This window comes from Nostoc sp. DedQUE02 (assembly GCF_034531035.1).
Lineage (GTDB): Bacteria > Cyanobacteriota > Cyanobacteriia > Cyanobacteriales > Nostocaceae > Nostoc.
In genome coordinates this window covers 56,409-75,490 of record NZ_JAVRBY020000008.1, presented here as the reverse complement: position 1 = coordinate 75,490, position 19,082 = coordinate 56,409, and the positions used below count along the sequence as shown (strand labels likewise).

Genomic DNA, 19,082 nt, shown 5'->3' with positions numbered 1-19,082 from the left:
ATAATTACTCATTGATGGAAATATAAATTTATTGTTACCAACGCTCATTTTTATATTGCAAAAGGTAGAATTTATTTATTTTTAATGGTTAATGTTCATTCAGAAGTATTTTTTATTGAGGTGTTGAATCGTAGCTTATATTTGACCAGTAACCTCTTTGACTAGCTCGTTTAGAATTTTACTGCGGTTAAGAATTGAACATAACTTTTTCCTTTATAATTTTCTAGGGTAATATCTCAATTTTTAGTTAAAACAAGCTTGCTTAATTAAAAACAATATGCTGAACTTCCACTTATGAATCATCTCAGCTTTATCAATAAAATGCAATAGGAGTAAAACTGTGAATTAGACAGTAAATTAGACAGTTAAGTGGACAGTTAAGACAGTTAAGCCGATGATTAAAATATTTAAAATACTAAATAAAAATAATTACTAACTGTAACTTTCTGGATGACTATCACAAGCGCAGAGTTATCACTCCAACACCAGAGCAAGAAGTCAAAACTCAGATTCTGCCTAGATACCGCCATCTTGAGTTTTTGCATCCACACAGGTCGAAGATTTAACCGCGCAATATCGACTCATACGACCATTTTTCCAGATTAAGGACAGGCGCGGTAGAATCTTCTCTACGAGACGCTACGCGAACGCTCTTATGATCCCCCTTGACGTTAACAGCCAAAACTGAGTTTTCAGCCAACATTCTTGCAGCGTCCTGTATAGAAACGAGTGCGATCGCAATATAGCAATCCTAAATGAGTCGTGAAAATCTCAGATTCCTCTCTCTGCGTTCTCTGCGCCTCTGCGGTTAATTTATTTTTACAAATAATTTAGGACTAATATATAGGACTCATATTTGATTTCTGAAAAACTTCATTACAACTCAAAGAGGCTTCTTGACTGTTACCTATTACCTATTGCCTCTTACCTCTTGCCTATTGCCTCTTGCCTATTACCTCTTGCCTCTTGCCTAAGGATCAAGCCTGTCGCCCACTTTCACCTTTGACAACCGCAGAAGCGATCAAATGGGCCAGACGAAGAGCCTCTGGTACGTGTCCACAGTCTGTAAGATGCTGAAGCACTTGGGCTGTAACATCTGGTTCTGCACCACAAACCTGAAAATAAAAGGGTGGATGCTCGTAAACAGGCCCAGCACGATCTATAGCTTCCAATCGTTTTTCTGGATGCGGTAGTTGTTGCATAGCGTATGTCATTCCCTTGAGGTTAGGTTGCTTTCGCATTACTGCAACACAAGGGCGCTCTAATTTTGCTGCTAACAATGGTAGGTCTATGATATTGAAGCCACCCAAAGAAATACCATCCAACAGTACTAAATGAAGATGTGGTAAAAATTTGCCACCAATTAGTAACTGACACAGTTTTTCTGTAGCATCCCAACCATCAGGCTGTATCTCTCCCCAAACCATACCTTCAAATCTAGTTCCTGCACAGATGACACCTGCAACCCCCACAGGATTATTCGCGCTTCTCATAAAAGGAGCATCATCAAAACCGATGGCGCGAATTGTGCGGTGATTTCTCAACAGAGTTGCTAGTTCCATTGGTGTTGCTTGAAGGTTGCTTTTTCAGCTTAACAATACCAACTCTAACTCTAATAGGTGGCTTAACTAAGTAGGTCGGCGTAAATAATTATTGTTGAGATAAGGCAGGGGGCAGCACTTCGGCTACGCGGAAATCGAGCGAAGTCGAGATTCAGTGACCGGGGGCAGGGAGCAGGGGGAGAAAGAGTTTGAGCCTTATTTACTTTTATTTACACAGTTTGGTTTTATTGCGCCGACTTACTTATCTCCCTTCACTGAACAGAAATGTTAGACAGCAAGAAATTGCTTCTACTTATTCACGCTCTGAAAAGCGATCGCGTCCAATGTGAACTTCCCACTCCACAACTCTAGCAGAGTTCGCTAGCATACCATCTCGCACACGAGGACTGCTGTTTACAAGAGCTTGAGCCTGTTCAAAATTTTCTGCCTGAATTACCCAAAGCCCAGTTCCATCATGGGGAAAAAACGGCCCACAGCACAGTAGTTTTCCTTTCTCATGTTGCTCATTAAACCAAGCGAGTTGATCTTGGTCATGCTCTGGGTGATTTTTTTTATACTCGTAATACTCTGGAACAGTTGCAACCACAACGGCAAAAAGCTTAGACATAATGCTCTGGTTATTGATTTGAGATAATGTTTAGATTGTATGCCCCTTGAAATACTTCTGCGTCATGAAATAGCGAGTGTATGTTCAAAAATCAGTGTTAACTCTGCCCTAATCTACAATCCTATATTCTTGTTAAATAAATATAACCTGACTTTTCACACGAAATCCTCAAGCCCCAAAATGACCTTTTGCATATATCGTGAAAAGCCAGATCAATATACTCACATAAAGAGATAAAATAAGTTTACTTTTGTAAAAAAGTGGACATCTGTGGAAGCTCTAGATACTCATTTAGTCCATTCGCAAGCAACAGTAGCCAAGCTAAAGGGATTAGCCCTTCTGCAAAATCTGAAAAAATGGAATACTTTTTAAATAGTATCTTTGCTCCTGAAGTTATGCCTTGAAAGCTTGATCATACCTATTTTACTGGAGGTCAAAAATGGCAATTCTCAAACTAGAAAATGGAACTCTCCACACCGACTTAATTCACATTGCCCAGGAATTAGCCTCCCTGAATATTCAAATTAATCGCTGGACTGTAACAGATAACCCAAAACTCCAACATTTGTTGGCACAAGATAATCTCAACGAAGATGAAAAAGAACAAGTACTCAAAGCTTTAGATAGTTACTTTGAGCAACTACAACAGACAGCAGGCTATAAATCTCGTGATTTGGTTGTCCTTCATCCAGAGATTCCTAACCTTGATGGGTTAATGGCAAAGTTTGACCAAATTCATACCCATACAGATGATGAAGTCCGCTATATCATTGATGGGGAAGCGATTTTTGGCTTTGTACGTTCTGATGGTAGTCAAGTAGAACTGACTGTACAACCAGAAGAATATATCAACATCCCAGCCGGAACCGAACATTGGTTTTATCTTACCCCAGCAAAGCAGGTGAAAGCAGTACGCTATTTCATCACCACAGAAGGTTGGACACCCCAATATACAGGCAGAGAAATTCGCACCCGCCAAAGTTCAGTTAAGAGGATGTCTGAGAAGTATTAAATATTTCGCTTGATCCCCCCCAGCCCCCCCTTAAAAAGGGGGAAACCGGAATCAAAGTCCTCCTTTTTAAGGGGGATTTAGGGGGATCTACAAGTCTCAAATACAACACCAAAAAGTTTTCAGACATCCTCTAAGAAAATAATCTGTTGAGGCAGGGGGAGAAAAAATGCTTAACCCAAGCGGTATTGCCCGCCAACCCCTGGTGAGGTAAATTCAAAATTCAAAATTCTCAAAATTTTTGTAGAGAGCGTCATTACAAATTACGAAATAGTATGAAGCGGATTGTTTTTTGTGACTTTGATGGCACTATTACAGTTGATGAAACTTTTGTCGCGGTTCTGAAAAAATTTGCACCGATACTTTCTGCAAAATTACTACCTGAAATGTATGCGAAAAGGCTGACGCTGCGAGAGGGAGTCAAGCAAATTTTGCAATCAATTCCATCTGCAAGTTATCCAGAAATTCTTGAATTTACTAAACCTCAATTGATACGTCCTGGATTGATAGAATTGTTGGATTTTCTAGAGGGTCAGGGAGTTTCATTCATAGTAGTTTCTGGAGGACTACGGAAAATGGTAGAGGTTGTTTTAGATGGGATAGGGATAGTGCATAGAGTAGAGAGAATTTATGCTGTAGATGTAGATATTAGCAGTGCTTATTTAAAAGTAATTTCTCAATACGAAGGAGATACAGAACTTATCGCTAAGGTGCAGGTTATGGATCAATATCCAGCCGATGAAAAAATCGCTATTGGTGACTCCATCACCGACTTAAATATGGGATTGCAAGCTTCTGTTGTATTTGCACGCTCTCAGTTAGCAAGATATTTAGATGAACACCAAAAACCTTATATTCCCTGGAATGATTTTTTAGAGATACGCGATTATTTAGCGAAATCGTGGAGTTAAATTCAATGCCTTGCCCAACAATAGCAGATCCTCGTTTGCAACTAATTGCAACTGCTCGTTATTTTTACCAACAAGGTTGGATGGTAGGAACTGCCGGCAACCTCTCAGCTCGCCTGCCTGATGGTAGCTTCTGGATTACAGCTAGTGGTAAATTTAAGGGCAAGTTATTACTAAGTGATTTTGTTCGCATTGATCGAGATGGCAAAATGGAAGCATCTGCCACTAATTTGTTACCTTCAGCCGAAACAGCAATTCATCAGTTACTTTACCGCCTGTTTCCAGAATCACAAGCTTGTTATCATATACATTCGATTGAGGGCAATTTGGTTTCTCGCTTTGTTGAAGGAGATAGTTTACCTTTACCACCGTTAGAAATGCTCAAAGGTTTGGGAGTTTGGCAAGAAAACCCCTGTTGTGCAATGCCAATTTTTGCTAATCATCTCCAAGTTTCTCACATTGCTGTTGATATTGAAAAACGCTTTGCCGTAACTCCACCGCAAATACCCGCATTACTAATTCGCGATCATGGTCTCACAGTCTGGGCTTCTTCTCTTGAGGCTGCTCGTAATTATATTGAGCTATTAGAGTACATTTTTCGCTACATGGTGGCCGCCTGTAGGCTAGGCATCCATCCATATTTGTAAGAACTGCTATAGGAATCCGGTTTGATTACTGAAATCACTTGGCTTAGTAGACAATAGGCAATAGGTAATAGGCTAAGCAATAGGCAATAGGCAATAGGCAATAGAATTTCAGAAGATTAAGGTATACCGAATTTTTTTCACGCAATCAAATATGAGTCTTATAGTATTTCGGAATACCTGTCCTCTGCCTTACTGGCTCTGTTTAACCAAGTCGGTAATCGTCTCAACCAGGTTTGCTGGATCGATCGGCTTCGGAACATGCCGTTGAAAACCCGCCTCTATAGCCTTTTGATAGTTAATTTCTCCAGCAAATGCTGTTAGGGCGATCGCAGGAATCTTCCCGCCCTGTTGGTACGGCAAGGCTCTCAGCTGGCGTACCAGCATATAGCCATCCATTTCTGGCATCCCAATATCGCTGAGTAGCACGTCTGCTCTGGACTTGGTTAAAGTATCGAGAGCTTCAACAGCTGAGGTGACAGTTGTTACATTCGCCCCATACATCTCTAGCATGAAAGCAATAAACTCCCGTGTATCTGTGTTATCATCTACCACCAAAACTTTGATGCCATGCAAATTTAAGGATGGCTCAGACGGTTTACTGTCCGTTTTCTTCTGGGATGGAGTTGCCATGAGCGGCAGTCTCACAGTAAAGGTTGTTCCCTGATCTTCACCTGCACTTTCTACCCGAACAGTTCCGCCATGCAATTCGACTAAGTGACGGACGATCGCTAACCCTAATCCCAGCCCACCAAACTTTCTGGTTGTAGCACTATCTGCTTGGCGGAAGTATTCAAACACATAGGGGAGAAAGTTAGGGTGAATTCCTTGACCTGTATCGATAACAGTAACTTCGGCAAAAGAGCTAACTTGTTTCAGATGGATCTCCACTCGTCCCCCGATGTCAGTGAACTTAATTGCATTCGAGAGGAGATTCCAAATCACTTGCTGTAACCTATTTGGATCGCCCAAAACTTGCCCGACATTTGGTTCAAACCTAGCCTGAATTTGAATTGACTTACTTTCAGCCGCTAGCCGCACAGTTTCCATTGCAGCTTGAACCATCGATACTAGATCCACTGGGCAAACCTGAAGGCTAAGTTTGCCTTGCAAAATTCGGGAAACATCCAGCAAGTCTTCAATCAGTTCAGACTGCAACTTGGCATTGCGTTCGATCGCACTCAGAGCATAAGCGGTCTTGGCTTCGTCAAGCTTAGAAATTTGGAGCAGCTTAGACCAACCCAGAATTGGATTCAGGGGCGATCGCAATTCATGGGATAATACTGCTAGAAACTCATCTTTAATTCGGTTGGCTTGTTGCAATTGTTGAGCTTGTTGCTGGATTGAAGCTAGCAGGTTTGCCCGCTCAATAGCGATCGCCATCTGCTCACAGGTGGATTGCAGCAGATCGATTTCTTCGGGAGTAAAGCTGGTGCGGGTGCGGCTAGCAAAGGAAAGCGTCCCCAGTAACCGCCCCTGCACAATCAACGGTTGTCCAGCACAAGCTGTAATGCCCATTGAACTGACAAGCTGCGCGTTGGGATGGGTGGAGATTTGCGCTTGATCGAAGACAATTTGCTGCCGCTCTTGTGCCACTAGTCCGCAAAGATATTGACCAAATTCAATCCATTCGAGCGACTGAGCCGTTCCCTCAGAGATTCCCTCATAGTTGTTCAGATGCAGCATTAGCTGGTTGTCTTTTTCCTCAACCATGTAGTTGTAGTAAGAATGTAACTCTAGCTGGGCTGAGAGCTTGTTAAATAAGTTATTCATCAACTGCATGGGATGTTCCGTGGCCAGTAAATCGCTGGTCGTTTCATACAGCAGATGCAGCCGTTCTTCAGCTCGTTTGCGTTCGGTAATGTCGAGTGCGGTTCCCAGGAACCTTACCGCTTGCTTGGATACTCCCTCTCCTTCTGATTGCACTTGCCCATTAGCGAATAGCCACCGCTCAGTTCCATCCCTCCACACGATCCGATAGTCAATTTCATAAGTACCCGATGACATCGGGTTGAGCGCATTGCTGATGGTGTTGACTACACGCTCCCGGTCATCTGGGTGGATGCGCTCTATTACCATCGGTAAGGGGATAAGCGCGGTGTCATCCGGTTCGCCCCAAATCTCGCGCATTCGCTTGTCCAACTCCACAAGGTTCGTACTGGGGTCATAATGCCAAGTCCCAAGCCGACTGATGTTAATGGCAAGCTGTGCGCGTTCCTCACTCTGGTGTAGAGCTTTTTGTGCCTGTTTGCGTTCGCTAATATCCTCTATTAAGCCGTCAATAACGGTTGTACCATCTACTTGGGTAAAAGTTGTACTAATTCGCACCCAAATTAGAGTACCATTGGCTCGTCGCAATTGCATCTCGCGATCGCGGATTTCGCTATTTTGCTTTAATTGGTTGAGAACTTGGGCATAGTCCAATGGTTGGAAATAAGGCTCAAGGGTTTGACTTGCGGGAATTTCAGTTAGAGAATTTAAACCCAACAGCCGCAGAAACGCGGGATTACCTTCGAGCAGAGTGCCATCTGCCGTTAAACGATAAATTCCCACATTTAAATTATTCAGCAAAGTTTGAAGGCGTGATTCTAGCCTGACTGCTTTACGTTGAGCTTCAGTCCGCTCTATTGCTCGACGGACTGCTGCGGGTAATCGAACATAATGCTTAGGAGACTTAATAATGTAATCTTCCAATCCCGATTTCATCGCCTCAACGGCAATTTCCTGAGTACCACTATTGGTAAACATTATTACTGGGCAATCAGGATAACGGTTTTTAATTGCCCGGATCGCGGTTAAGCCATCACTCCAGCGTAATTGATAGTCAGTTATTACTAAATCAAACTGTCCTGTTTCCAGTGCTTCTTCCAAGTCTTTTGCTTGAACAATTTCCTGAAACTGGAGGTCAAAAAATTCTTGCTCTAGTACATGAATCGCCAGTAGGCGGTCATTCAAATTATCATCAATTAGAAGAATGCGTAACATCTAACTACATTACATTTATGTAAGGGTGACAGTGAAAAGAATGCCCAAAAAATGTTTAAACAGTTCAAAATTGCGGTCTTTCGTTAAACATAATCCAGTGGAGATTAAGGGTTATAACAATTTCTACTAATTCATTAAAAATAACTGGTTTAACTATGTAAGCATTTACACCTATGTCATAGACATGATTGATGTCGGTATACTCTCTCGATGAGGTGAGAACTACGACAGGTAAGCGCTTGAGTTCTGGTTGCTGCCGTAACCACATCAAAACCTCAGCCCCGGATCTGCGGGGGAGTTTCAGATCGAGCAAGATTAGTACAGGCAAGGGATAACGAGTGCGATCGCCATAAGGTTCCTGCCCAGACAGATACAGCACTGCTGCATCGCCATCATTTACCACCTGAACTGGATTGACAATGTTAGCCTTGCGGAGCGCGCGTTGCAGCAGCAGCACATCTTTGTGATTATCCTCTACAAGTAAAATAGTGTCTTGCTCTTTACTCATGAAATTTCTAGTTTGAAAGGCAGAGGTGGAGGCAGGAGGCAGGAGGCAGGGGGCAGGGGGAAAGACAGTTTTTCAAAACTTACTGTGTACCCCAGAGCGTAGGGCAAGGGTTTTGCACCAAGTATTTAAGAGTGTAGAAAGAATTTTATGTTGGCCCGTAATCAAGGCGATTAAAAGATTTTAGGGATTTACATCTATAACTATAGGTAAATCTATCCAAAATCGGCTTCCCTGTCCAGGTTGAGATTCTACACCAACTTGGCCACCCATACGTTCGACTCCTTTGCGGACAATTGCTAAACCGATACCACTACCAGGATAAACTTCATAGCTGTGTAGGCGCTCAAAAGCATTGAAAATGCGTTTTTGGTATCTTTCCTCAATACCAATGCCGTTGTCTTCCACCCATAAGCGAACTAATTTATTACGTTTCTCAGTCCATATCCGTAACTGAGGTTGGATTTCCGGTGCAACAAATTTAATCGCATTGGTTAGCAAATTGGTAACTACTTGAATCAAAATAGTAGGGTTTCCCGTAACTTCAGCTAAAGGCTCTTCAACTTGCACTCTCGCCTGTCGCTGTGTTATCTCTAATTCTAGCTGTCTCAGTATTTGTATCATCAATAAAGATAAGTTAATAGGTTGTAATGGCATTTCAGTCCGGCTGAGGCGACTGTATTCAAGCAAATCTTGAACAAGCTTGTCTGCTTGCTGTGTACTTGCAATAATGCGCTGCAAATAGTCTTGATGGTTCTCTAGGTTAGATTCCCTATCCTGGTTCTCTAGGAGGATTGAACCAAACATTTGGATAGCGCGTAATGGTTCGCGCAGATCGTGGGAGATTGAATAAGTAAATGCTTCTAAATCTTGATTAGCCACTGCTAATTCCTGATTTTTCTGCGCTAAATTTCGATTTGCTACTTCTAATTCGGCTGTACGCTCCCTGACTCGCTCCTCTAAGGTTTGGTTAAGTTGCTGAATTTCAATTTCAGCTTGTTTACGAGATGTAATATCTTCAATTAAGCCATCTATTACCTGTTGTCCCTCAAAGACATTCAGGGCTATGCTTAATCCAACCCAGATCGGTCTTCCATCTGCTCGTTGTAATTGAATTTCTTGCTCTTGCTGTTGAGGTGGCGGCAGTTTTTGTAGTATTGAGTAGTATTCATTGATGTTCAATAAATTCATCGCTGAGGCTTGGGATAATGAATCCAGCCCCAACAATTCCAGAAACGCTGGGTTACACTCAATAAAATTTCCATCTGGATAAGTACGAAATATACCTAGTTTTAATTGGTTGAGCAAACCTTGAAGACGAATTTCAAGTAAGGTAGCTCGTCGTTTGATTTCTGCTCGTTCTAGTGCAACTCGCACAGCAGCCGGTATGCGAATGTAGCGGTTGGGTAATTTGAGGACATAATCATCTAGCCCAGACTTCATTGCCTCTACCGCAATTTCTTCACTACCTGTATTAGTAAACATAATCACTGGACAGTTGGGATACTGTTGTTTAATTGTATATAAAACTTCTAGTCCAGTACTCCAACCCAATTGATAGTCGGTAATGACCAAATCGAATTCACCTGCTGCTAATGCACTAGCAAAGCTAGAGGCTTCACGAATTTCTTGAGGTTGAAATTGCGGAAATTCTCGCCTCAGTTCTCGGATTACTAAAGCGCGATCGCCTGGATTGTCATCAATTATCAGAATGCGGAGTACTTGCGTCATTCGTATCATTACTGTGAGGATCGGCTTTTGGCAGGGCAATCCAAAAGCGACTACCAGTACCTAATTGCGATTCTACTCCGGCTCGACCGCCCATTCGCTCTAACCCTTTGCGGACAATTGCTAAACCAATACCAGTACCTGGATAGATTTCAACGCCATGCAGGCGTTCAAACACCCGAAAAATGCGCTCTTGATGTTCTGGCGCGATGCCGATGCCGTTGTCTGCAATCGATAATTGGATCGAATCTTGCTGTTCCTTTGCATAGATTTCTACTTTTGGTTGTATTCCGGGCTGCACAAATTTCATTGCATTGCTGAGTAAATTGGTTACTATCTGGATAAGCGTAGAGCGATGAGCCATCACTAGCGGCAAAGGTTTTGCTACCGTAACTTGTGCAAGCTGTTCTTGAAGTTCTTTGCTGAGTTGTTTTAAAGCTTCCTCAACAACATCAGTTAAATCAACTTTTTGCATTTGAATTTGGGCACGGCTGAGGCGGCTGTATGCCAGGAGTTCGGCAATTAGGGTGTCCATTTGGACTGCACCCTCTGTAATATATTGAATGTATTCTTGCCCAACAGAGTCTAGTTTGTCTGTGTAGTCTTCTTGCAATGCCTGAGCAAAACCTTGCATAGTACGTAACGGTGCGCGTAAATCGTGCGATATCGTGTAAGTAAATGCTTTTAACTCTTGATTTGTTTCTTGCAACTGTGCAGTGCGTTCGGCAACACGCTGTTCTAGTTCCAAAGCGTAATTTTGAAGTTGTTCGCGTAGCAGAGATTGTTGGATAGCGATCGCTAACTGAGCCGCTACCTCAACCACAACATCTTGTGCTTGAGCATCAAAAACGGCTTTCTGAGTCGCCGCCAAGTTGAGTTCTCCTAGCAGCGTTTCTTCAACTAACATCGGAATCCGCAGACAACAACGCATTCCTGCCGAATGCAATCGTGCTAAAACAGGCGGGTAAAGCTCAACATTTGTCAAGTCTTTAATATAACTAAGGTTTTGCCGTAAGCTTTGCTCAGGCGCAAAGTCTGATACTGACATCTTTGTGCCTTCAAGCGGTTGTAATTCTTTAGTGCTGCTGCCTGCGACAATCTCAGCTGTACCTGCCTCAAAATTAAATAGGGCAACAAATGCTTGCTCATAGGGTACTAACTGACGCATTTGTTTGAGTGCAGTTCGGACTAGAGATTTGATCGACTCAGCTGCTAGAATTGCCCGATCAATATTATGTAACGCAGCAAGCCTTTGAGCAGAAAGCTGAACATTTTCAGTTTGTACTTGGGCAGTCTTGAGAGCATTCTCATAATTGTTAGACACATGGGAAATTTGCCGTCGAATATAAAAGGCAAGGACGCCACCAGCAGCAAGCGACAGGATTATGCTAGTAAAGATGACTCGTTCAGTAGTCTGTTGGACTGCTTGGTTGCGCTGATACCGTAGCTGCTCTTCAGTAGCAATAAATTCAGTAATTTGATTTCGCATCGCGTCCATACTTCGTTTGCGAACCTCAATTGCTGATAGGGCTTCAGTTTCGCCTCTTTGTTTGCGGGCGATCGCTTGGGAAATAGAGTTCTTCCAGCCTGTTTCCTCTGCCTTGATTTGCCTTAAGCGTTGACTTTGTTGGGGATTATCTGAAACTAAATCACCCAACTCATCAAAAGTAGTATTAATGGTAGAGTTTGCTTGTTGATAAGGTTCAAGAAATTCTGGGTTATTTGTAATCTGATATCCACGGACTCCTGTCTCCAGATCAAGTAATAGTTTTTGTAAGCCATTTGCTCTGGCAATTACTTGATCGGTGTGATCAACCCATTGCATAGCCGAAAGCAGGCGGTTAATTTGCCAGATTGAAACTCCTGACAAGGACAATAACAGGATAATCGGCAGAGCGATCGCGCCGATCAGCCTGCGTCTGAATCCAATTTGAGTAATTTGCAGCATTTACTTATGCTATAGCAGCCCTTGTACAGTAAGCGCTGATTTATAAACAAAAGCTTAAGATGCCATTCGCTTTAGCATCAGACGAATCAATGAGCCATAAATCATAGCTTCAGTGACACACTCACACACTGCTTAACGGCTTGAGCAATTCTTCGCGAAAATACTCTAAAATCTGGCAAGCCGCTTCATTTACATAAACATGTTTTTGGCAATTTGGCAGATCAACTATTTTTGATACTGATATTTTTGGGATTGTGCAAGAAGTGTAACAGAAGTTGCTTTAATCCCGCATTTCTCACAAGCTTGAGGGGATATTGGGCAGAGGGGCAGAGGTGCAGAGGTGCAGAGGGGAAAGACTTACTGCAACTGCTCCCCTGCTCCCCTGCTCAAGCGCAGGCTTATTCGAGATGTGGTGAGAAATCCGGGTAATCAGGTGTCGAAGTTTTTAAGTTACTTCTGTAATTCCTTGAAGACATTAATTGCAGCTAGTCATTTCAACTTAGATGTAAAAGTGTCGGTGCATAATCAGCTCATACAGGAGATTAATTATGTCGGGCGTAATTAAACGTCGTCAATTTATTCAGGCAACTCTAGCAGCAACAGCAAGTATAGCTGTGCCTAACATTGCCTCTGCTAACTATCGTGGCGAAGAATGTGTAGAAGCGCTGGTGATTGGTAGCGGTTTTGGTGGAGCCGTTGCAGCCTTGCGCCTTGGTGAAGCTGGAATTAAAACTATAGTCTTGGAGCGAGGACGACGATGGCCAATCACCAAGGCAGGTAACACTTTCTCCACATATCAGAATCCAGATGGTCGCTCTACTTGGTTAAGCCCGACTACAGTTATCTTCAACCAAGTTCCGATTGATGTATACACTGGCGTTCTTGATGTTAAGGTAGGCGATGGCATTATTGCCTATCGTGGGGCAGGAGTGGGAGGCGGTTCATTAGTCTACAACGCAGTTAGTTATCAGCCAACTAAAGAACTTTTTTATCAAGTCTTTCCACGCAGCATCAAATATGAGGAACTGGATAAAGTTTACTATCCAAAGGTGCGTTCCATCCTCAAACCATCTCCTATACCGGATGAGATTCTAGAAACTGACTACTATTTGGCAAGCCGCATCTTATTAAAGCAAGCAGCCAAAGCTGGTTTAAGAGCTAGGAAGCTTGATGTAGCTGTTGATTGGGATATCGTTCGACAAGAAATCGCGGGTAAGAAGGTTCCTTCTGCGATCGCAGGTCAAGTTTACTACGGTCTTAACAGTGGTGCAAAAAATAGCTTAGATCGAAATTATCTCAGCATGGCAGAAGCTACTAAAAAGGTGGAAATCCGACCCTTGCATGTGGTAAACACGATCGAGGAATTCCATAATGGGCGTTACCGTGTTACCTGCAATCAAATCAATGAGCGGGGAGTTGTACTGTCCAAAAAATCCTTTATCTGCCGCTACCTGTTTTTAGCAGCCGGTTCCATTGGCACTACCGAATTGCTTTTACGTGCCAAGCACAATGGGACATTGCCTCGCCTGAACAATCAAGTTGGAAAATTGTGGGGAACTAACGGTGATGGAGTGAGTGCGATCGTTACTTCTAGTCAAACTAATCCCACACTGGGCGGGCCAGCATCGGTAGTAATTGAACACTTGGACAATCCCATCGCTCCAGTAGTCATCGAGCAACTTCCTTTTCCGATAGTTCCACAAGGTGTGTTAGCTCCTTTGAGCCTTGCGATCGCCAAACCAGAGGGCTATCTGAGCTACAATACTTCAACGCAATCAGCTAATCTGTTCTGGCCGAAAAACTCAGCCAACAATCAAAAAATTATCCAGGCTAATCAGTATACTTACCAACTACTCAATCAAGCCAATGCTACCACTTTTGGTGCACCGCTTGACTTTAGTGCTACAGCGCATCCCCTTGGTGGTGCAACTATGGGTGCTGTATGCAACACTTACGGCAAAGTCCACGGCTATTCTAACTTATTTGTTGTTGATGGTTCTCTGATTCCTGGTTCGACTGCCTGCACTAATCCGTCACTAACGATCGCGGCTTTAGCGGAGCGGTGCATGGATCGCTTTCTCAACAAGAAACTTCCTGAAAGCATGGAATGGGAATAGAGATATTAGTATAACCGTAGTCACATATAGGAATCCGGTTTGATTACTGAGGCTTAATAGGCAATAGGCAATAGGCAAAAGGCAATAGGATTTCAGAAGATTAAGGTATACCGAGTTTTTTCAAAAATCAAATATGAGTCCTATAGGTTAGGACATGATAACAAGCGTGAATACTAGGAACAGTAATAGGAACAGTAATAGTTTTACTCCTGCCTCCTGCCCCCTGCTTCCCAATACGGTTCGGTTAAAGGGGAAAGGGAAAAGGGGAAAGGTTTTGAATACATCCTTTACCCTTTACCCCTTACCCTTTCCCCAGACCACAAGAAAAATGAAAAATGCTTATCCGAACCGTATTGCCCTGCCCCCTGCTATAGTATCGGAACAGAAAACTGAGATCAATTGCATTACACGAATTTTCACCTCCGATGTATAGCAGTTTTCCATAATCTGTATGTTCTGCAAGGTCAGACAATGCCTCCTTGAATTTTTGGAATTCCTTAAATATCTAACCCAACTACCATTAAGTCAGGCGGATGTTCAACATTAAACTGGTAATATATCTCTCGTCGCTCTTGGGGTGGAAGAGTTAACACCCATTCTAAAATTCCCATTTCACCAAGTTGAATTTGTGGGTTGCTACGACTAAGACGTACTTTAATTTGCTCGTTGCGGCTAACTGGCAGTTGTTCAGTTAGTTTCAAATTTACTTCTTTTTCTAGTAAGTTAGTGACGATCAACCGATAACTATAAGTAATGCGGCGTTGATTGCTAATTAATCTTTTATCTACTAGACGTTCAACTAAGTCGCGCTCAATTTTTAAACCTTCGTCAATTCCTAAGTTCAGTTTGAATTCTTGCCCTGGTGCAATATTTTCTAACTGAGTTGTCCCAATAAAAACGTTATCGCGGAAAATATTCGCTTTACCTGGTAATAAAGTCGCACCGTTGGGACTATTTTTCACATTAGCTTGTAGATAAGCAAAACTTACCAAGCGCGGCATTGCTACATAATCGAAGCTACAAGGATAATCATCGTTAAAAATTGTAGTTTTATGAGGTGCGCCATCACTGGGAATGTTACCACCACCATTCAGTTTAAAGGTGACTACACTCCCTTCTTTAGATACTTCTGCTGTAACGGTTTCTGCTGGGATGAGACTATCTTCCATAACTTCGTCTTGTTCTTGCCAATCCGTTCTGGCAGCAGCAGATGGCTCTGGTATGCTAGGCAGTAGTGGTGGCTGGGCGGCAGCTAGTTGAGATCGTCGTCGCATTCTTTGAGGAAGTGGGGCATCAATATACCAGGGTTCAAGTTTGGGTGGAAGTGTACCTAATCCTGGTTTAGCGGTAGAAAGAGTGAGATTTGCCCCAATCCAATCTTCGCCAGTGCTTTGAGTGATTTCTGCAAGGTAACTCAGATGTACAATCTCGCTGGTAGTGCTAAAGCGCAAGTCATAAAGGGGATTCCAACTAGCGCGATTTACTATGTAGGATACCTCTAGTTCAAATTCGCCTTCACCCGCGACTTCAACGGCGACAACTAAGCTAAAACTCTCTTTGGGATGGGGTGTTTGGACTATCTGCAATGACGTGTGGAGTGCTTGCAGTTGTTTGTCTAATTCCTGCTGTTGGGTTTTGCACTCTCCAGATGCGATCGCATATTCACTATACTGGCTTCCGAGAAAATTTAAGAAATCTAAAGTCTCGCTGAGGCTAAGATTTTTCCGAGACAAACTCTGTGAAAAGGGTTCTTCTGTTTTTTCACGTAAGCCGACGATAAAACTAGATTGCAATGCTAAAGCATCCACCTGGGCTTGTAGGTGGCGTTTTTCTGCTTCTAATTGCTGAATCTGCCTTGTCAAATGTGCTACTCGTTCCGCTATCGGTTCAGTAGTGTAGATGCGATCGCTACTAACTCCCACCAAGCGCACCCCTACGCTTCCTGTACCGCTAACCCTGATAGACTCAGTTTCTAGAGTCATTGGCACTGGGGTAATTACTAATTCCTGTTCAATTCCTCTTAAATCAACTACACCCCGTCGTGTAACCAATGCTCTGTCAGAATACACAGTAACAGCTACAATCTCGCTTTGTACTGTTTTGCGCCAAGTCGGTATTTCCGGGTTAACCACTGCCAGTTTTCCCCCATTTTTAATGATTCTGCTGGTTAATTGTCAATGTTTCCCGGTCTAGCAGTCAACCCCTTTAAGGAATTCGTAATTCATAATTACGAATTACGAATTACGAATTACGAATTCCTTACCCATGAATTGGTTCAAGCTTGCTAGAAGCAGTATCAGAATTTTTGTCGACAAAATTCTTTGCCGCACCTAGTAGATACTCATAATAGGCACGAGCAACGATAGACAGCTGCTTGCCAGATGGGTAAACCATATACCAATGTCGCTGAATCGGGAAATGTTGTACATCTAAAATGCTAAACTCTGAAGCGTCTGATAGTAAGGTATGACGAGATAAAACAGAAATACCTAAACCACCTGCGATCGCTTGTTTAATTGCTTCGTTACTTCCCAATTCTAGCTTGACTTTTACCGCCACTCCTTCTTCTTCAAATAGCTTTTGAACAGCGCGACGAGTTCCTGAACCTGGTTCCCGCATAATAAAAGGTTGGTTAGACAGGCGTTGTATAGGAATATTTTTTTCTTTGGCTAAGGGATGATTAGTCGGTGCAAAGACTATCAAGGGGTTTTCTAAAAATGGTTCACAAGTCACATCGATATTGTCTGGAATTTGACTCATAATATATAAGTCGTCCAGATTCTGACTCATCCGTTCCAAAATTTGTTCGTGATTTGTTACTTGCAGCGAGATATCAATCCCTGGATAAAGTTCGCAAAAGGGCCCTAACAAACGTGGAATAAAATATTTAGCTGTTGTAATCACTGCCAAACGTAATTGTCCCTGTTTTAGCCCTTTTAAATCTGCCACCTTCATTTCATACTGGGCTATATTCTCAAAAATCTGCCGACAAGTGGCAAATAATTCTCGTCCTGCTTCCGTCAGATACAATCGCTTCCCCACTTGCTCAAATAATGGCAACCCTACCGATTTTGTGAGTTGCTTGATCTGCATAGAAACGGTAGGTTGGGTGAGAAACAATTCCTCCGCAGCACGAGTAAAGCTACTGTGCCGTGCCGCCGCCTCGAACACCTTTAACTGGTGCAGCGTCGCTTGGTTCAAGGGTGATTCTCCTATATATAGCGATTAATAGATATAAAACTAGTATTGCTGAACACTGGCAAATGATATAGTTATGCTCACAGAAAGTTACGAGTTTCATCATAGACAAAACTCTATCATTAGTATTAGAATAAAGGTATTTTATTTATGGAATCAAGAAGGTATTATCAGAACAGCTAAAGCGTAAGATGCCTTCTATCTGCCGATGAATGTTGAATGATGAATGAGGATGTTCCAAAATTCATCTATCATCATTCATCATTCCATAATTCTTCTTGAACTTTTGTCGGTAGCTTGGTTAAGTCTGGTAATCTTAATACCTCGATTTCTGCAACTTGTTCTTTAATATTCACTGGCAAGTTTAACGGTTCGCGTTCTTCTATCCAGCAACTTGCTAATGGCAAGGTTAACTCCATTTCGTCTAGGGGTCGAGGAATTACCATTACTGCATTCAATTCCCCAATGCGTTCTGCTTCAAACATTCCCGCTTCCACTGCTACTGCCACATTTGCTACAGAACCACGAATAATTGCTGTACACAAACCCCCACCAATTTTCTCATAAGCTGCTAAATGAACATCAGCAGCTTTGAGCATGGCATCACACGCTCCTACCATCGCGGGAAATCCTCGCGTTTCTACCAAACCAATTGCTTGGTTACTCAGACGGCTGGAATTGCCCTCTTGCATTAATTTAGTGAAACGAGTTGTGATGGGAAGCACTATATCTAGGTTGGGATAAGGTCGGGGAATCACCAAACTAGAAACTAACTGACCAAACTGTTCAGCCGTTTGCACACCTGATTCTACTGCCAGACGCACGTCAGCAATTCCACCCCGGACGATCGCAGTACAATGACCGCCACCAATTTTTTCATACCCAACCAGGTGAACTCCCGCCGATTTCAACATCATATCTGCTGTCCCAACGATCGCCGGAAAGCTGCGGGTAGAAACTAAACCCAAGGCAGTATCCTGAAAGGTTTCTTGACTACTCGCTCCTTGGATGGCACGAATAGGCCGTTGATTGTATGTTTCCATGATGAATTCTCCAAAATACGGAAAAAGCCGACAACTTACAATTAACACTTACTCGGACTAATCGTCATTTGGGTCGCTCAAGGATTGTCTATGAGGAAACAATGTGGTCAACAGTCTGTTTATGCTCCCTTGTCCATAAATTTGAGTCCCAAAACCGTTAGGGGATTCTGCGGCTAGCTGACTGGCGTCTAAGTTATGTTCTGTAGACGGTTGGGCGGCTTCTTCCATAGTGGAGTTAGCATCATTGGTTGGTTCCTCCACGGGAGGAGACTGATTTTCGGGAGTGGCGGGAGATTTAAAGTAAGAAATCGACTTGTTTTGTTTGAAATCTACAAAAGCCGAAGCTGAGAAATTAGTTGAGGAAACTACCTTTTTCTGATCTCCACCTGAGCCATTTACCTCTTCTTTCGGTGGTGGTGTATTTGTAGTAGATGGGTTATTTGTGGATGGTTCTAGCTGCAATGTTTGGTCAATCTGCCGACTGGTGTCTCCTAAAATTGAACCAGGCGGTACTACTTGTCCAGGTTCAACCGAATAGTTAAAAACTGTAGTCGCTGAACCAATACAAGCATTTGCTCCAATTTTGCCTTTGCCAACCATCAAAAAACCGGCTCCCAGGTTTGCACCTGCTTCTACCTCTAGAGTGCCTTCATGGACTTGGAGAATTGCTCCCATACCAATACAGACCCCTGGCCCAATGACGATCTTGCTGTTTACAGCCGCTTGGAGGATCACCCCAGGTGCTAGTACCGCGCTTGGATGAATAGTCACCTCACCACTAATATAAGTATCAAAGTTATTGCTGAGGCGCAGTAGCGGCACAGACAT

The 19,082-nt window shown here is 42.9% G+C and carries 14 protein-coding genes; 4 read left to right on the top strand and 10 right to left on the bottom strand.

What is annotated here, in order from left to right:
* Window positions 1–977: 977 nt before the first annotated feature.
* Window positions 978–1,562, bottom strand: coding sequence for a DUF99 family protein (locus RMX98_RS10200; protein ID WP_322680911.1), 585 nt, complete (start codon window positions 1,560–1,562; stop codon window positions 978–980).
* A 292-nt stretch (window positions 1,563–1,854) separates the two neighbouring features.
* A complete protein-coding gene (locus RMX98_RS10195; protein WP_322680910.1) occupies window positions 1,855–2,169 on the bottom strand; it encodes a YciI family protein in 315 nt (104 codons plus the stop codon).
* Between the two features lie 439 nt (window positions 2,170–2,608).
* Here RMX98_RS10195 and RMX98_RS10190 point away from each other — a divergent pair, with 439 nt between their 5' ends.
* The 3 genes from RMX98_RS10190 to mtnB all read left to right on the top strand — a co-directional run bounded on the left by RMX98_RS10190 (window position 2,609) and on the right by mtnB (window position 4,733).
* Window positions 2,609–3,181: a cupin domain-containing protein gene (locus RMX98_RS10190; protein WP_322680909.1), complete on the top strand. Its 573-nt coding sequence runs from the start codon at window positions 2,609–2,611 to the stop codon at window positions 3,179–3,181.
* A 272-nt stretch (window positions 3,182–3,453) separates the two neighbouring features.
* Window positions 3,454–4,089, top strand: a complete 636-nt coding sequence (locus RMX98_RS10185; RefSeq protein WP_322680908.1) for an HAD-IB family phosphatase — start codon at window positions 3,454–3,456, stop codon at window positions 4,087–4,089.
* A gap of 5 nt (window positions 4,090–4,094) precedes the next feature.
* Complete coding sequence (gene mtnB / locus RMX98_RS10180) at window positions 4,095–4,733, top strand: methylthioribulose 1-phosphate dehydratase (protein WP_322680907.1); 639 nt, start codon at window positions 4,095–4,097, stop codon at window positions 4,731–4,733.
* Window positions 4,734–4,922: 189 nt separating this feature from the next.
* Here mtnB and RMX98_RS10175 read toward each other — a convergent pair whose 3' ends face one another.
* From RMX98_RS10175 to RMX98_RS10160, 4 genes are all read right to left on the bottom strand, one after another.
* Window positions 4,923–7,715 (bottom strand): response regulator, encoded by a 2,793-nt coding sequence (locus tag RMX98_RS10175; RefSeq protein ID WP_322680906.1) that lies wholly within the window; start codon window positions 7,713–7,715, stop codon window positions 4,923–4,925.
* A 64-nt stretch (window positions 7,716–7,779) separates the two neighbouring features.
* Complete coding sequence (locus RMX98_RS10170) at window positions 7,780–8,223, bottom strand: response regulator (RefSeq protein WP_322680905.1); 444 nt, start codon at window positions 8,221–8,223, stop codon at window positions 7,780–7,782.
* Window positions 8,224–8,403: 180 nt separating this feature from the next.
* A complete protein-coding gene (locus RMX98_RS10165) occupies window positions 8,404–9,951 on the bottom strand; it encodes a sensor histidine kinase (protein WP_322680904.1) in 1,548 nt (515 codons plus the stop codon).
* Window positions 9,920–11,896: a CHASE3 domain-containing protein gene (locus RMX98_RS10160; RefSeq protein WP_322680903.1), complete on the bottom strand. Its 1,977-nt coding sequence runs from the start codon at window positions 11,894–11,896 to the stop codon at window positions 9,920–9,922. Before RMX98_RS10160 ends, RMX98_RS10165 begins: the two co-directional genes overlap by 32 nt.
* A gap of 548 nt (window positions 11,897–12,444) precedes the next feature.
* Here RMX98_RS10160 and RMX98_RS10155 point away from each other — a divergent pair.
* Entirely contained in the window at window positions 12,445–14,013 is a 1,569-nt protein-coding gene (locus tag RMX98_RS10155; RefSeq protein ID WP_322680902.1) for a GMC oxidoreductase, read from the top strand.
* Window positions 14,014–14,510: 497 nt separating this feature from the next.
* Here the strand turns inward: RMX98_RS10155 and RMX98_RS10150 are convergent, their stop codons facing one another.
* From RMX98_RS10150 to RMX98_RS10135, 4 genes are all read right to left on the bottom strand, one after another.
* Window positions 14,511–16,145, bottom strand: coding sequence for a mucoidy inhibitor MuiA family protein (locus RMX98_RS10150; protein ID WP_322680901.1), 1,635 nt, complete (start codon window positions 16,143–16,145; stop codon window positions 14,511–14,513).
* Window positions 16,146–16,272: 127 nt separating this feature from the next.
* Window positions 16,273–17,214 (bottom strand): LysR family transcriptional regulator, encoded by a 942-nt coding sequence (locus RMX98_RS10145; RefSeq protein WP_322680900.1) that lies wholly within the window; start codon window positions 17,212–17,214, stop codon window positions 16,273–16,275.
* A 251-nt stretch (window positions 17,215–17,465) separates the two neighbouring features.
* Entirely contained in the window at window positions 17,466–18,254 is a 789-nt protein-coding gene (locus RMX98_RS10140; RefSeq protein WP_322680899.1) for a BMC domain-containing protein, read from the bottom strand.
* Between the two features lie 57 nt (window positions 18,255–18,311).
* The gene (locus tag RMX98_RS10135; protein ID WP_322680898.1) at window positions 18,312–19,082 is read right to left on the bottom strand and encodes a transferase; all 771 of its coding nucleotides are present in this window, start codon (window positions 19,080–19,082) and stop codon (window positions 18,312–18,314) included.